14 protein-coding genes and 1 pseudogene are annotated in these 15,231 nt (G+C 72.1%); 5 read left to right on the plus strand and 10 right to left on the minus strand.

Going from position 1 to position 15,231, the window contains the following annotated elements:
* Window positions 1-136 precede the first annotated feature (136 nt).
* On the plus strand, window positions 137-904 hold the full coding sequence (locus ABT034_RS30135) for an iron-containing redox enzyme family protein (protein ID WP_351220240.1): 768 nt from the start codon (window positions 137-139) through the stop codon (window positions 902-904).
* Window positions 905-1,037: 133 nt separating this feature from the next.
* Complete coding sequence (locus ABT034_RS30140; protein WP_351220241.1) at window positions 1,038-1,985, plus strand: 3-oxoacyl-[acyl-carrier-protein] synthase III C-terminal domain-containing protein; 948 nt, start codon at window positions 1,038-1,040, stop codon at window positions 1,983-1,985.
* Window positions 1,986-2,028: 43 nt separating this feature from the next.
* Here ABT034_RS30140 and ABT034_RS30145 read toward each other — a convergent pair whose 3' ends face one another.
* From ABT034_RS30145 to ABT034_RS30160, 4 genes are all read right to left on the minus strand, one after another.
* Window positions 2,029-4,167 (minus strand): hypothetical protein, encoded by a 2,139-nt coding sequence (locus ABT034_RS30145; protein ID WP_351220242.1) that lies wholly within the window; start codon window positions 4,165-4,167, stop codon window positions 2,029-2,031.
* Between the two features lie 202 nt (window positions 4,168-4,369).
* A complete protein-coding gene (locus ABT034_RS30150) occupies window positions 4,370-4,507 on the minus strand; it encodes a hypothetical protein (protein WP_351220243.1) in 138 nt (45 codons plus the stop codon).
* Entirely contained in the window at window positions 4,504-4,947 is a 444-nt protein-coding gene (locus ABT034_RS30155) for an STAS domain-containing protein (protein WP_351220244.1), read from the minus strand. Before ABT034_RS30155 ends, ABT034_RS30150 begins: the two co-directional genes overlap by 4 nt.
* Before the next feature lie 254 nt (window positions 4,948-5,201).
* Window positions 5,202-5,858 carry a fasciclin domain-containing protein gene (locus ABT034_RS30160; RefSeq protein ID WP_351220245.1) on the minus strand — a complete coding sequence of 219 codons (657 nt, stop codon included), beginning with the start codon at window positions 5,856-5,858 and terminating at the stop codon, window positions 5,202-5,204.
* A gap of 235 nt (window positions 5,859-6,093) precedes the next feature.
* Between ABT034_RS30160 and ABT034_RS30165 the strand changes: the two genes are divergently transcribed.
* On the plus strand, window positions 6,094-6,798 hold the full coding sequence (locus tag ABT034_RS30165; RefSeq protein ID WP_502973087.1) for an adenosylcobinamide amidohydrolase: 705 nt from the start codon (window positions 6,094-6,096) through the stop codon (window positions 6,796-6,798).
* Between the two features lie 71 nt (window positions 6,799-6,869).
* A complete protein-coding gene (locus ABT034_RS30170) occupies window positions 6,870-7,895 on the plus strand; it encodes a MerR family transcriptional regulator (RefSeq protein ID WP_351220246.1) in 1,026 nt (341 codons plus the stop codon).
* 362 nt (window positions 7,896-8,257) lie between these two features.
* Here the strand turns inward: ABT034_RS30170 and ABT034_RS30175 are convergent.
* A pseudogene (locus ABT034_RS30175) lies at window positions 8,258-8,744 on the minus strand (hypothetical protein).
* A gap of 37 nt (window positions 8,745-8,781) precedes the next feature.
* The gene (locus ABT034_RS30180) at window positions 8,782-9,366 is read right to left on the minus strand and encodes an SMI1/KNR4 family protein (protein WP_351220247.1); all 585 of its coding nucleotides are present in this window, start codon (window positions 9,364-9,366) and stop codon (window positions 8,782-8,784) included.
* Window positions 9,367-9,568: 202 nt separating this feature from the next.
* Between ABT034_RS30180 and ABT034_RS30185 the strand changes: the two genes are divergently transcribed.
* Complete coding sequence (locus ABT034_RS30185; protein ID WP_351220248.1) at window positions 9,569-11,602, plus strand: serine/threonine-protein kinase; 2,034 nt, start codon at window positions 9,569-9,571, stop codon at window positions 11,600-11,602.
* Window positions 11,603-12,144: 542 nt separating this feature from the next.
* On the opposite strand, the gene ABT034_RS30195 is transcribed toward ABT034_RS30185, so the two are convergent.
* The 4 genes from ABT034_RS30195 to ABT034_RS30210 form a co-directional block, all read right to left on the minus strand.
* Complete coding sequence (locus ABT034_RS30195; RefSeq protein WP_351220249.1) at window positions 12,145-13,500, minus strand: outer membrane protein assembly factor BamB family protein; 1,356 nt, start codon at window positions 13,498-13,500, stop codon at window positions 12,145-12,147.
* Between the two features lie 224 nt (window positions 13,501-13,724).
* The gene (locus ABT034_RS30200) at window positions 13,725-13,898 is read right to left on the minus strand and encodes a hypothetical protein (RefSeq protein WP_351220250.1); all 174 of its coding nucleotides are present in this window, start codon (window positions 13,896-13,898) and stop codon (window positions 13,725-13,727) included.
* 210 nt (window positions 13,899-14,108) lie between these two features.
* A complete protein-coding gene (locus tag ABT034_RS30205) occupies window positions 14,109-14,921 on the minus strand; it encodes a class E sortase (RefSeq protein ID WP_351220251.1) in 813 nt (270 codons plus the stop codon).
* A 79-nt stretch (window positions 14,922-15,000) separates the two neighbouring features.
* A complete protein-coding gene (locus ABT034_RS30210; protein ID WP_351220252.1) occupies window positions 15,001-15,156 on the minus strand; it encodes a hypothetical protein in 156 nt (51 codons plus the stop codon).
* Window positions 15,157-15,231: the final 75 nt, after the last annotated feature.

The following is a 15,231-nucleotide window of genomic DNA, read 5'->3' on the forward strand; positions in this document are numbered from 1 at the left end:
GGGGACCGTCACCGGGTCACCGCCCGCCTCGACATCGGAGACCTGGGCAAGCTGTACGGGTTCGGCCCCGACGAGTACGACGACGAGGACGTGGACCCAAGCCCCACCCCATACGCCACTACCTCACGGAGAAGAAGTGACTGTCACCACCGACCGCCCGGTCGAGCCGCAGGAGCTGTCGCGCGACGAGGCGTACGACCGTGTGCACGCCCTGGCGCGCGGTTGCGCCGAGCACTCCGCGGTGCGCAACCCGTTCTACGACCTGTGGATCAGCAAGGAGCTCTCCGCCGATCAGGTGGAGCTCGTCGCCAAGAACTTCTACGCCCGGGTGCGCCGCACCCCGGTCCGGATCGCTCTGGCCTTCCTCAACATGACCGACATCACGGCGCGCGCCGAGACCGTGGAGAACCTCTACGACGAGATGGGCAACGGCAACCCGTCGAAGGTCCACTCCGTCATCCTGCGCGAGTTCCTGGAGACGCTGCTCGGCCGCATCCGCGGCCACGCGGTCGACCTCGACGAGGTGGCCGCCCCGCTGCTGCCCTCGACCGTGCGGCTCATCGAGGAGAGCGAGAAGCTGTTCAACAGCCCGCATCCGCAGGAGGTCTGCGGCGCGCTGCTGGCGCAGGAGTGGCACGCGTACCCGCAGCTCGTGCAGATCTACGAGGGCATCCGCAACTACCGGCACCTCTTCGGCTTCGAGGAGTTCCACGAGAACTGCGAGTACTTCTACCTGCACATCGGTGCCACGGAGAAGGAGCACAAGGTCCACTCGCTGTCGACGGCCGCCAAGGCCTGCCGTTCGACCGAGGACATCGCGCACCTGGAGCGGGGCTTCACCGCCTACCTCGACCTGCTGGCCGACAACTGGACCGAGGTCCACCGGGAGCTCACCCGCGGCTGACCCGCCGGTGGCCGCGGTACGACGCGCCCGGTCGCGACCCGCACCCGGCGCTCGCGTCGCGGGCGCGGGCTTACGGGGCTACAGGGTTACAGGCCTCGCCGCCCCTGACGATTCCAGAGGAGCACACCTGAGCATGACGAACGCCCTGCCCGCCCCGCAGCCGGCGCACGAGGTCCATCTCTCCGCCCTCGCCTACGAGCTGGGCGACCCCGTCAACATCGCGCTCCTCGACGACTCCGGTGTCGCGCGGCGGCTGGACGCGCTCACCGCGGAGGGCCTGCGCCGGTGCCGGGTGTCGGAGCGGTCCGCGCCGCACCTCGGCGCGGCCAGCGCCCGCGCCACCCTGGCGGCCGCGGGCGGCCACGTACCGGGCTCCCTCGTCCTCGCGACGGAGGCCCGGAGCCCCTCCCCCACGCAGATCCTCTGGGAGACGCTCCGGTCCGTGCCGCTGCCGCGCACCCCCGGTCTCGTCGTCGGCGGAAACGGCTGCGGCAACTTCGCACCCGCGCTGAGGGCCGCCCGTGGGGTCCTCCTTGCGGAGCGCGTCCCCGGCGTGCTGCTGGCCTTCGCGGACCGCCTCACCACCCCGAGCCGCTTCATGCCCGACGGCGACACCGTGATGAGCGACAGCGCGGCCTCCTGCCTGGTCACCGCCGGGCCGCCGGGGCGTCCGTCGTTCCGCGTCCTCGCCGTGGCGACCTCCGTCCAGGCCGACCTGGTCCCCGAGGAGCGGGTCCTGAAGGGCGCGCGCACCATCATGAAGGCGGTACGTGAGGCGCTGGCCCGGATCAACACCGGCATCCCGGAGCCGGAGCGGGGCTTCGACTGGTTCATCACCGGCAACTACAGCGCGACCACCCGCCGTTTCCTCGCCACGGCCGCCCAGATGCCCGAGGAGAAGGCGTACTCCCCCCACCACGCCTCCTACGGCCACTGCTACTCCGCCGACCAGCTCATCACGCTCGCGGCGCTGGAGACGGACGGCCGGCTCGCCCACGGCCAACGCGTCCTGCTGCTCGCGAGCAGCGCACGCTCGTGGTCCCTCACCGCCGTCGAACGCGTGGACCCGGCTTCGGCGTGATGCCCCCACGGGCCCGCCAGCGGGCGGGTCCGCGTCGAGGGCTTCAGCTCCGTGGGCGGGGTGCGTTCGACGCCGCTTCTCCGGCCGGTGCCGTCCAGCCGGGGACCGTGGAGCCGTCGGGGAGACGACCCGTGAGGCGGACGGGGACGTCCGTGCCCGCGGCCTTGGCCGAAAGCACCGGCCCGCGGGCGGTGGCGGTGACGGCTCCGTCGACGGTGATGCCGGTCAGGCGGCGGCTGCCCGCGGCGAGGAAGTACCGCGTGCCCGAGGGCGCCGTCCAGTACGCCCCGGCGAGGACGTGCTGGCCGAAGCGGCTGCACGCCGCCGTGTCCCGGAGTTCCGTCACCGTACGGGGCCCGGTTGCGGCGGGCCCGGCCGGTGCCGTCAGGGAGACGGAGACCCGGCCGCTCCCCTCCCAGGTGTCCACGCGGGAGCAGACCCACAGGGCCCGGCCGGCGCGTTCGGGCAGTGGCTGCTCCGCGTACTCCCAGCGGTTGACCGCGCGGACGCCGGTGCCGTGCAGGCCCGCGAGGGAGCAGGCGGCGGGCGCCCAGGCCGCGAGTCCCCGGGCACCGGTGGCCTCGCGCGGTGCCCGCGCCGGGGCGCCCGTACCCGGCCCTGGCGTCCAGGTCAGATGTACGGGAGTCAGCTCCCCCAGGTCCGCGAGCAGGAAGGCGTGGTCCTCGACGATCCGTGCGGAGGACGTGAGCTGGAGCGCGGTCACCCTGGCGCACCCGCCTGGTCCCTCGTACGGCCTCTCGTACGGTACGGGCGCGGTGAGCCCGTCCGGGGTGACCGCCAGGGGACGGGCGGCGGTTCCGGGCGTGCGGAGGTCCCGTACCTCCGCCTCCGCGATCCACGGCGCGAGGAGGTACCGCGCGCGGCCCGGCGTGCGGGTGAGCGCCACAGCCGCGCCCGTGGTGACATCGGCGTCGTCCACGCGCGCGAGGTCCAGGGCGGCGGGCCCGCGGCCGTCGCCGGATTCGGCGTACCGGGCGAGTCTCCGTCCGTCGTACAGGAGCACCACTCCGACGCCGTCGACCGTTCCCGCGTAGAGGAGGCGGGGTGGTTCGGCGGGCGGCGAGGTGGGCGTGCCCGGTGTGACCGAGAGCCGCACGTCGGCGCTTGCCGGCGTGGCCGAGAACCGCACACCGGCGCCCGCGCCCCGGGCCCAGGCGTCCAGGGCCCGCCGCAGCAGGGCAGTGTCTCCCGTCCTCGCACCGCGCGCGGGCCAGGCGGTGAAGTCGACGCGTGAGGTGTCGGCCCAGCGCTCGGCGGGCGCGTGCTCTAGCGCGGCGGGGTCGAGGGCCCGGGCGAGGGCCCCGGCGGCGAGGGCGGTCGACGATCCGGTGGATGCGTGCCCCGGTACGTTCCCGGAGCGGAGTTCGACCGTCGTCACGGCGGCCGTCGTGACGAGGAGCACCGCCCCCGCGAGCGCCGCGAGCCGCTCACGCCGGTTGCGGCGGAGCAGGTCGGTGGGGCGGGTGTGGACGGTGCACGGGTCGAACTCCGCGCTGCCCAGGAGGGTCTCGACGTCCGCCCCCGGCGCGGAGCCGAGCCGCTCGGCGGCGCGCAGGGCGGCGTCGGGTTCCGCGACGCCCGCACGGGCGAGCAGGAGGTCGACCGTTTCCTCGGGAAGGCGTTCGAGCGTACGGAGGGCGAGCGCGGCCCTCGTCTCGGGCGCGGCACCCGCCAGGGCGCGGTCGAGGGTGAGTTCGTCGGAGCCGCCGGCGCGGGGGAAGAGCCGCAGACCGAGGACGAGTGGCAGCCGAACGGCCGGGGCGAACCGTCGCGGCGGACGCAGTGCAGCTCGCACGACGGCCTCCCGCAGCCAGGAGTACGCGGGCCGCTCGCCACCCCGCTGCCCGGGAAAGTGAGCGGAGGGCGGGGCGGGCTCGGGGCCGCGTGCCTCCGGAGGCACGGACGGCCCGGACCGAGGCAGGGCCGGGAGGCGGAGACGGGAACGGAGACGGGGCCGGCCGGCGGATTCCGAGAGCGTCCGCTGTACGACGGCGTGGGCGATCAGGACCCGCCGATGGCGGCCGAGCGTCGGCGGCAGGATCAGGTAGGCGAGGCGGACGAGGCGCGGATAGTTCTCGACGAGCGCCGCCTCGGCGTCCTCACGGGCGGGACGGCCGGCCGATATCGCGGTGCCGGTGGTGACATGACGGGACAGCAGCATGACCGGCGAACGATCCCGGGACGGTGGCGTCACCTCGTACCTGTGACCGTACGACTCCCCCGGAAGCGGGACGGCGCCGGGGAGCCGTACCGTATCGGCCGCCCACCGGGGCCGTGCCGGGCAGGTCCACTTCGGTCCTGTCCGCCACGGCCCCGGCTCTGATTCCGGCTATCTGGCTCTGGCACTCACGGAAGGGCGGGTGTCATCCCTCGGCTCGTCGCCACGTCACCCCGGCTTCCAGGCGCCGGCCCCGGCGGTGCCGAGGGCGTTCGGGTCGCTCGCGGGGCAGCAGGGCCACCGCGAGCAGCAGAGGTACGAGGACGAGCAGGGAGAAGGTCACGCTCCCTCCCCTGCGAACTCCTTTCCGAGACAGGCGCGTCGGCGCGAGGTGGGTGGGGAGGCGCCCCAGGCGGCTGCGCGCAGCCGTTCCATCGCCGGAGTGATGCCGGTCAGCCGCAGTTTTCGGCCACGATCCGTCCAGTCCGTGAGGATCCGCAGGAGAGCGGAGTCCGCGAAGGTGACACGCGAGGTGTCGAGGACCAGACGGTGGTAGCCGTGGACGGGTGCGACGGCGAGCATCACCCTCAACGGCCCCGCGCTGTGGTGGTCGACCTCACCGTGGAGTTCGACCCGCAGGGTGTTCGCGTCGGGAGTGGTGCAGGAACGGACGCTTATGGCGCAGGGTGCGGAGTCCGCACCCTGGTCCAGCGGTCCGGCGCCCGACGGGGCGGATGGGGTGGAAGGGGCGGTCAGTATCGGAAGGTTGCCAGCGGTACTCACACCAAGGCAACGGGGCGGGTACGGCGGACGGCACGCGGGCTCACCCCGCTGGCCCGCGGATGCGCACGTGCGGGGGAAACGAGTCACTCGTACGAGCCATGGGCGCATCTGTCAGGGAAGTGCGGGGGAGCCCGGCAAGCCGCCAGCCGCGTGCGGCGCCCGGGACGGGCACGCGGCGGAGCCCGTCACGTGGTGTCACCTGACGGGCCCCGCCTCCCCTTGGACCGGCTTGGATGCCCCGGCTCGTGTCGCCCCTACTTGGGCATCAGGACGGTGTCGACGATGTACACGGTGGCGTTGGCGGTGGGGACGTTGCCGCAGACGACCTTCGAGGAGTCGTTGACGGTGTACGCCTCACCCGAACCCTCCGTGGTGAGCGTGCCCTTCTGCAGCGTCTCGAAGGAGCCGTTCTCCAGCTGCTTCGGCGTCAGCTTCTGGCCCACCACGTGGTAGGTCAGGATCTTCGTCAGCATGTCCTTGTCGGCCAGGACCTTGTCCAGGTCGGCCTTGGGGATCTTCGCGAAGGCGTCGTTCGTGGGCGCGAACACCGTGATGTCCTTCGCGTTGTTGAGGGTGTCCACCAGGCCGGCCTGCTTGACGGCGGCCACCAGCGTGGACAGGGCCGGGTTGTTCGAGGCGGCCGTGGCGACGGGGTCCTTCGCCATGCCGTCGAAGGAACCGGCGCCGTCCTTCGGCACCGAGGCGCAGCCAGGGCCGAACGGGCCGTCGGCGGCCGCGTCCGTCCCGGTGGAGGGCATGTTCTCCTGCGCCGGGGGCGCCGCGGACGTGGCCTCGGAACCGGCCTCGGCGCTGGTGTCCGAGCCGGAGTCCGAGCAGGCGGCCAGGGAGAAGGGCAGCGCTGCCGCGGCTGCCACGGCGACGGCGGCGCGGCGGAGGCGAAGAGCGTTCATGAGGAGGAACCCCTTGAATCGAGTGCGCGGGAAAAGGCGCACAGGGAGGAGGAACGGCACGACCACCCCGGCCGGGAGTGCGGTGACGCGTCCGGACCACCGGCGGGGAACTCCCCGCCGCGGCCCTGTTGTCGTAGGTGTTTCGGAGCCCACGGCCTCGCGGATGGGTCTTTCACCCGTTCGAGTGAGATCCAGGGAAATCCAAGTGCGAAAGGACCGCGCGTTAGGGTGTGGGGTGCTTCCGCGAACCCTCCTCACCAGCGCTTCTCTCGCGCACGCCGCTCTGCGCACACATGTCGAGGGGGGCCGGGAGTGGCCGCTCCTGGTGTGGGCTCCCGGACCGGGCGTGCGCATGGTGTCCAGCGCCGTGCTGGGCGGAGGCATAGGCGCGCGGGGGTGGGTGCTCAACGCCCAGGTGCCGCCCGGCTACGACCGGCGTGACCCGGTGGCACACCTCCGCGATCTGGCCGCGGACGCGGGGCTCGCGGGGCCCGGCGTGGGGCTGATGACGGCGGCCTGCGTCACGGACCGGCGTCATGCCGTGGACGGCGGCGCCGAGGCTTTGGTCACCGCCGGGATCGGTATACGGGGCTGGGCCGCCGCGCCGGAAAGCGGCAGCGTCGCCGCCCCGCGCCCCGGGACGATCAACATCATCGTGTCGCTGCCGGTGGCCCTCACGGACGCCGCACTGGTGAACGCGGTCGCCACCGCCACCGAGGCGAAGACACAGGCCCTGGTCGAACTCGGAGCAGACGCCTCGGGCACGCCCACGGACGCCGTCTGCGTGGCCGCCCCCTCCCCGACCGGGACCGAAGCCGAACCGTTCGCCGGCCCGCGCTCCGTCTGGGGCGCGCGACTCGCCCGCGCGGTGTACCGGGCGACGAGGGAGGCCTGCGAAAAACTGCTGGCCGCCGAACGCCCGCTTCCCCCGATCACCTGAGAAGCGCACCAAGAAACCCGCGGCAGCCCGCACCCCGACTCGCATCGTTTGTGCGTCGTAAGGTGGGAGTCATGGCCGATACGGAGCATGGGATCACCACCGGGGCGGTCGCCCGGCGTCTCGGGGTGTCGCCGACGACGCTGCGGTCATGGGACCAGCGGTACGGGATCGGTCCCGCCGCACGGGTGGGCGGGCGCCACCGCCGGTGGACGCCGGCGGACGTCGCCATGCTGGAGGAGATGTGCAGGCTGACGGCCTCCGGTGTCCCTCCCGCCGAGGCGGCGCGGGCGGCCAGGACCGGGCGCGCGCACCCCGTCCAGAGCGCCGGGACGGGGGCCCGCGCCTCGACCCCCTACCTCCCCGAGGCACCGGGACGGGACGGGAGAGAGACGGGGACGCGGATACCCCGCGCCGCGACCCGACAGCCGGGCTCGGGAAACGGCCTCCCCCTCGGCGACGTGCGCCGGGAGTGCCGCGGCCTGGCCCGTGCCGCCGTACGACTCGACGGCCCCGCCCTCGACGCCCTGCTCCGTGACGCCGTGGCCGACCATGGCCTCGTCACGGCCTGGGAGGAGGTGATGGCCCCGACCCTGCACGCGGTGGGACGCAAGTGGGAGTCCTCAGGAGACCGTTACGTCGAGGTGGAGCATCTGCTGTCCTGGCACGTGTCGACCGCGCTCCGGCAGATCACGCCCGTCGGCCCCGCCCCCACGGCCCCGGTCCTCCTCGCGTGCGTCCCCGCCGAGCAGCACACCCTGCCGTTGGAGGCACTGGCCGCGGGACTCACCGAACGCGGCCTGCCCAGCCGCATGTTCGGCGCGGCCGTCCCCGCCGAGGCGCTCGACGCCGCCGTACGACGCACGGGCCCGGCCGCGGTCGTGCTCTGGTCACAGGCCCGCTCGACCGCGAACCACGCCCTGGCCCAGCACGTCGCCGCAAGTTCCTTCGGCGTAAAAGGCGCGCGGACGCACCCCCTGGTAATGCTCGCCGGACCGGGCTGGGCGGGCCGCACCGTACAACCGGGCATACTGCGCCCCAGCGGCCTGCGGGAGGCACTCGAAACTCTCTCAAGGCTCTCCACGGGATATGGCCCGTGAGGTTGGGCTGACCAACGCGGAGGACGGTGCAGCGCCGAGGTCAGCGAGCAAGAGCAGGTCAAGGCGCTCTGCACGATGGGTAATGTCCCGGACCGTCTGGGCCTTGATACACGCTGATCGCGAGTGAGGCGAGGGGGGCGGCTGCTTCGTAGGACCGGGCGGTCTTGTCGTACGACCACGTTGCGGTGCTTGGAGACCGCGCGACCGAAGGCCGGCGGGGCAGCCGCCGCGGCTGCCCCGCCGGGCGCGGTTGCGGACTTGACCGGCCTATTCGGGAATCGTGCGCGGAATGCTGCGGGCTGCGGCGGCGGAGCCAGAATCGGATGGCCTTCGAGCTGGAGCCCTTGTCGCCAAGGACGTGATCAGATCAATTGAAGACACCGCCTACAGGTCGTCTCCAAATGACGCGGCCCGACGCCCCTATGCCCGGCCCAGACGAGGAGGGCAGCTACATGGAGCGCTGCCTGGTAGGCGATCGCGAGCTGGTCCGTTCGCATGTCCAGGCCCCCCGCCACTGCTTGAGTCGGCTGGGGAATGACAGCGCGGATCCCGCGTCGGCGAAGATGCTTCCGGATCGCGCGTGACGAATACGCGCACTCAGCCCGATCCAGGCGCCCCCTCTTTCCGGCTCCGGCGGCGTGCTGGTGGGCCCGGCAGACGGTGGAGTCCACCAACACGGTCCAGCCGATGTCAGCAGGCTCGTCGGCCGCTGCCAGGAACGCGGATCCACACGATGGCTTCCAGAGTGCGACGATGATCGGCCCACCGCCGGCCGCGAACCGGATCGGCCGGCATCAACGATTTGCCCCGTCCCCACATCGCATCAGCGATCACTAATCGAACAGACATATCGGATCAGCCGACCAGCGAACCACAGAGACACGCTCTAGGCGTCCTCGAACCAGGAGCGGCCCTGGGCCCAGTGGTTCGCCCACCCCTCGAAACCGGGCGGGCCGGGCATCAGGGAAGTGTCCGGCCGGGTACCGAAGGGCATCGCGCCGTTCTCGTCGATCAGCCAGACGTGACCGCGCTGCGGGCCGGTGACGATCAGGTGCCAGTACATGCCGCAGCCGTCGGTACCCAGCAGCAGTGAGCCGTGGTCGAACACGGGACCCATCCGCGCCTCGAACTCCTGCTCCGACAGCGCGTCTCCTTCTTCCTCCCACAGCCATGCCGCCGTGAGCGGAAAAGGCTCGGCAAGCATGCGCTCGGGGCGGTCCGAGCCCCAGTCCGAGGGCGTTTGGGCGAGGGGCAGCAGACCGTAGTAGGGCGGCCCCGCGCGCAGTCCGTCGCAGATCTCCGCCACGAACGTGCGGTACGGCTCCGGGAGCACGATGCCGTGCTCCGCCTCAAAGATCCGCACCGCCTCCCAACCGGCCGGCGGCACCGCCTCGGGACGGGACCCAATGATTTCGCGGAGGGTGGCCAACTCGGCCGGGACGCAGGTTTCCGTGTTCATGCCGGTCATCATGCAAGACCCGGAAGTGACGGCCCTAGGGCGTGTCTCTTTGGTCGTCGCAGGGTCTCCGCACGAGGCAGGACGCGGCTGGGCCTGTGGGCGGCGGTGTCTCACACAAGCAGTTTCCCGCGGGGCAGGGGCGGTCCGCGCCCGCTGCACGGAACGAAACCGCCCGACCCCTTGTTGTCGGACCGTTGGGCTACTCTCCTTCCTCGTGGACCAGTTGACCGCCGAAGACCCGCCGCGCATAGGCCCCTACCGCCTCATCGCACGCTTAGGCGCCGGCGGCATGGGCCGGGTCTATCTCGCCCGCTCCGAAGGCGGGCGCACCGTCGCGGTCAAGGTCGTGCAGACCGAGTTCGCCCAACACGCCGAATTCCGCTCGCGGTTCGCCCGCGAGGTCACCGCCGCGAAGCGGGTCGGTGGAGCCTGGACCGCGGCCGTGCTCGACGCGGACACGGACGCGGAGACGCCCTGGGTCGCGACCCAGTACATTCCCGGACCCGATCTGCACGCCGTCGTGGCCGAGCGGCACGGGCCGTTGCCCGAGCAGTCGGTGCGGGTCCTGGCCAACCGGCTCGCGCTCGCCCTGCAGGCCATCCACGGGGCGGGCCTCGTCCACCGCGACCTCAAGCCGTCCAATGTCCTGGTCACCGTGGACGGGCCCCGGGTCATCGATTTCGGTATCGCCCGGGCGCTGGACAGCATCAGCGGGGACAGCCTGCAGACCCGCACGGGCATGGTGATCGGGTCGCCCGGCTTCATGTCCCCGGAGCAGGTACGTGGGCTCCACGTCACCACCGCCTCCGATGTGTTCTGCCTGGGTTCGGTCCTCACCTACGCCGCCACGGGGCGCCAGCCCTTCGGGGCGACCGGCAACGGGCTGCACGCCCAGCTGTTCCGGGTCGCCGAGGAGGAGCCCGACCTGGACGGGCTGCCGGAGACGCTCCTCGGACTGGTACGGGAATGCCTGCAGAAAGACCCGGCACAACGCCCCACGCCGGAGCAGATCGCCGCCCGCACCGCCACAGAAGGCGTCGACGAATGGCTTCCGGGCGCGCTGCTCGGCCAACTGGGACGGCACGCGGCACAATTGCTGGACTTCGATCCGCTGCGGCCGCACACGGCCCTCGTGCCGGGTCAGGCTCCCACTCCGCCGGCGCCCGCCCGGCCCGTACCCACACCCCGGCCCGTGACCACCTCCCGGCCCGTACCCGTGCCCGTCGCACCTCAGCCCGTGCCCGCGCCCGCCGCGGCCCCGTCGGACGCGCTCGCGCAGGCGCCCACGGTGGGGCCGGGCTACGACGAAACGGCACGCTCGCATGTGTCGGCGCAGCCCTCGGAACAGCGGCGTCGCCCGGCCGTCGTGGCGGGGACGGCAGCCGTCGTGGTGCTCGTCACCGTCGGTGGCCTGCTCGCGCTCCGCCCGTGGCAGGGCGGGGCGGGGGAACCACCGTCGCTGAGTACTCCGAAGGCGTTGCAGGGGAGCTGGGAGGCGCGCCTGAGCAAGGGCGACCTGAGCAGGGAGGGGGCGCTCGCACGCCTGCTCGTCGATGCGAAGGGCACCGCCCAGTACTCCCTGCTCAACGAGGTGCGGCTGTGCGTCTGGGAGAGCACCATCACCGCCTCGAGAAGTGACGCGATCAAGCTCGGCTCGAGCCGGCTCAAGAGGGTAAGCCCCCAGTCCGAGGCGGAACGTTGCGAAGACGCCACCGAGGACTACAGCACCTCCCGCCCGGACGGTACCGGGGCGTTCGTCGCCTCATGGAACGGTGCGTTCGAGTGGGAGGACGACCCGGGCTTCTACGACCACCACAACGACGGACAGACCTCCTACGCACCTGCCATGTTCGAGAAGGTGCCGCCCGCCACGGGCGCGCTGCCGGAGAAGTTCCGGGGCTCGTGGGGCGGCCGGGCGTCGGACGGCACCTACCGCTTCGAAGTCACGATGGGTCAGGGCGCGGCGAAGCGCGACATTCGTCTCGTGTCCATCAGCGCGGTGGGCGAGAGGTGCACGTACAAGGCGGAGGTGTTCTCCCAGGATCCGACCCGGCTCCGCACCGCGCCCGCGGAGCTGGCCGACAACGAGCAGCCGTCGGGCTGCTCCAGAAGCACCGCCTCCCTGACGTTCTGGGCGAGCGAGGACAAGGGAAGACGGAAGCTGTCCTCCGGTCCCCTCCTCGGCGCCGACACACCCTTCGCCGAGGCCGGCCACTGGGTGGCAGAGCTGACCCCCGCAGGCACCTAGGGGGTGTCTTTCCGATCATCGGATCGTCGGTCCGGTCGTGAGGGATGGGGAGATCTCTGACGCTGCGTGGGCGGTGATCGCACCGTTGTTGCCGCCTGCGGGCCGGGCTCGTGGCCGGTGGCGGGATCACCGCCAGGTGCTGTGGACTGGCTGGTCGCGATCGACTCCACGATCGTGCGGGCCCACCAGCACGCGGCCGCTGAAGGGGGCTTGAAGAACGTGGCCTCGGACGCTCCCGCGGCGGGCTGAGTGACGGCTGAAGTTCGGATCGGCCTCCGAGAAGTGGCCTGGATATGATCCGTGCGGATCTTGGCATGGCCAATGGTGCGGCGTCGTGGAAGAGAGGTCGCTCCAGCTGGAGGAGCATCGACCGCGACCTCGACGCCGTCACCACCGGCCTCACCCTGCCCTGGAACTCCGGCGTCGTCGAAGGACACGTCAACAGGATCAAGATGCTCAAGTGCCAGATACCTGTACCGCTCCGGATTCGAACTCCTCCGACTCCTCCGAAAGCGCGTCCTCATGGCCTGGTGCCCAAGACGTCATCCGCGTTCGTACGCCGAGAAGGGCCGAACGCCCCAGCCCCACCGCACGGCGACGACTAGGTCCTTGTGGGTGAGCAGGCCCGCGAGCTCGCCCGTCTTGTGGTCGATGTCGGCTCCGGTGTCGCGGCTGTCCTGCTCGTCGCCGGTGGCTGCGTCGAGGACCAGCAGTTCCTCCGTACCGTCATGCCTGCGGCCGAGGCTGCGGGCGAGAACGGTCACCTGGCCGTCTGCCGCTGTGAGCGCGAGTGGGCCGCGGCTGGCGGCCAGGTCGTGCCGCCACACCTCGGTGCCCTTCGCGAGGTCGAAGGCGACCACCCGGTTCACGTACTCCTTGCCCCGCTTGGCCTCGGCGGCGGCGTAGAGCCGCCCGTCCGTGACGGCCACGACGGCCGGCCGGTACGACAGGACGGTGCCGTGGGTGCCGACGGATTCGATCCGGCCCAAGGCCGTCCCGTCCTCGCCGAAGGCGAGGTAGGCGCCCGGCAGGCCGCCTTCCGCGGTCCCGCCGACCTGCACGACCACCGGATCGGTCGACTGCAGCGTCACCTGCGCGTCCGTGCCCGGCGTCGGGCGGCCGCCGAGCGGCACGGACCACCGCGCCTTCCCGTCGGCCCGGTCGAACGCGGCCAGCCGCAGTTCGGTGCGGCCGCAGGTGAGCACCGCGATGACCTGTCGCTCGCCGGCGGAGACCCGCTCGGGCACACAACCGGCCGGGACCGCAGCCTTCCAGCGCGGGGCGCCGGTCCGCAGGTCGAAGGCGCGCAGGGCTTCCGTTCCCGGCACGGCAGGCCGGATCGTCTCGAGGACCCAGCGGTCGTCGCCGTCCCGCAGCACGGCGAGCCCGCCGCCGGCGGCAACCATGTCGGTGAGCGACTCCGTCAGGTCGGCCGGGGCGCGCCGGACGTGCCACAGCTCCCGGCCGGTCGTGAGGTCCAGCGCTGCGACGGTCGCGCAGCCCTGACCGCCGGGGCCCCGGTCCCCCCGCGCCAGCAGGACGATGGAACCGGCCACACGGCTACCGACCGCGCACACATGGTCCTGACCGGGCGGTGCGTACTCCCAACGCCGCTCGCCCGACCCGGCGTCGAAGGCGGTGACGGCGTCGTATCGACTGCGGACGAGCGTGTCGCCGACCACCCAGGCACCGTTGCCGTAGTCCCGGGCATTGTCGTCGACCGGCGCCTCCCAGACGACGCGCAGCGAGCCCTCCAGGGCGGAGCAGCCCGTGGCGAGGCCGACAACGAGCAGCGCGGCGACGGCTGCGAACAGGGGGCGGAGCCGCCCCGTTCCCTCACGGTACGCCAGCCATCGCGCCCGTCCCGGTTTCGTGTCGCCGGTCGTGCTGGCTGCCATACGGATCCCCACCCTGGCTCGAAACGGTCGAAGCCCCGTCAGATTAGGGGACGGTGATCACCCGCGCCGCTCTCGTCCCGTAGCCGTGACGGATGGTCACCGTTCCACAGAAGTTGAGCCAGAACCCATTCTCGCGAACAGAGCCACCAGCCGTCCGACGAGGTGGGACACCCCTCGCCGCCAACCTCATCCGGGCACGGCAGCTGACCGAGCAGGGATGACGATCAGCTGTCGTAGAAGAACAACTCGAGATCCGCCATGGACCCCGGCCCGGTCAGGAAACCCCCGGCTTCGGCGATCTCCTGCTCCGCCGGTACCAGACCCTCCCGAAGAAGCTGCGTCATCCATTTCTCGCCCTGCTCGCCGATCGCGTAGATGCCGGACAGCAGCTCGGCCATCCCCGCAGGGCGCTTCGGACCGTGCCCGACGACAGGTTGGAGTTCCCCCCTGCTCGGGCGGCAAGCCGGAGCACCCCGGCCCAATTGGCGATCCGCCCGATACGTACGTGCCACGAGTCCTCGGTGAACGGCGCCGACCTGTATCCATCACGACAGAATCCCACGCGTACTGCCGCTAACTGGAGACACCTCTACGCCGCTCCACAACCCCTACGCCGGCCGCGTCGAGGTCAGGACGCCGATCTTGTCGATGCGGTGCTCGGGGTTCCCCTGGGCGTCCCGCCAGAAGTTGCCCGCCGCGTCGTCCTCCGGCGTCGCGCAGGTGGAGAGCGTGATCATGGCCTTGGTGGGCTTCTTGCCGGGTTCACCCGGCACCGCTGCCCGCTGCTCGGCGAGCGAGCGGATCGAGCGGAAGGACGTGGTCCGGGTTTCGACGATCTCGTACGTGTAGACGGTGGCCTCAGCGGTGACGTGCACCTCGTCCCCCACCTCGACCGAGGGCAGCTCACGCAGGGGGCCGCCGGCTGAGAGCCGGTGGGCGGTCACCAGATAGTTGCCGATCTGGCCCGGCCCCACGCCACCGCGCTCGCCGTGGGGACTGGCCGCCACACCACGATCCTGGATGCGGGTGCCCGCGGGATCGTCGGTGGTTCCCTCGTACGGCACGATGTCCAGGTCCTTGACGCCGATCGACGGTATGGACATCTCGGCGACGACAGGCCCCTGCGGCGAGGGAGCCTGCGTGGTCGCCGGAATGACCGAAGGCGCGGCGGGAGGGGCTTTGGTCGAGGGGGCCGACGCGGTGGTCGAGGAGACCGACGCGGTGGCCGAGGGGACCACCGAGGTCGAGGGGACCACCGAGGTCGGGCCGCTCGCTCCCGTGGACGACCCGCCACCGCCCGCGCAGCCGGCCAGCGCGGCGACGACCGCGACCACTGCGGCGACGAAGGCGACCAGGGCCCGGCAGGGGCCCCGGCCTATGTGCGGGCCCTTCCGGAGAGACGCGCCACGCTTGGCACCCATACCCCAAGGATGGCCTACTCCGCTCGCTCGGGCACCCCTGGGCTACAGGGGCGACAGAAGGGCCCGAGGAGCCCTCCCCCTAGATGGCGGAGGGCTCCGGGGCATCGGGTGCGGATGCCGATGTGACGACGGTGGGTGCGGCGACCACTGTTACGGACGCGGTCACGGCGACGGGGGCGGCCATCGCGGCGGCGATGGCGACGACGGCGGTGGCCCGCAGGGTCCACTTCAGCACGGTGAGGCTCCGATCTCGGTGTGTGAGGGCGTACGCCTTGATCGTCGCCGCCCACCCGGTGCCCGGACATCATCC

This window comes from Streptomyces sp. NPDC002773 (assembly GCF_040295605.1).
Lineage (GTDB): Bacteria > Actinomycetota > Actinomycetes > Streptomycetales > Streptomycetaceae > Streptomyces.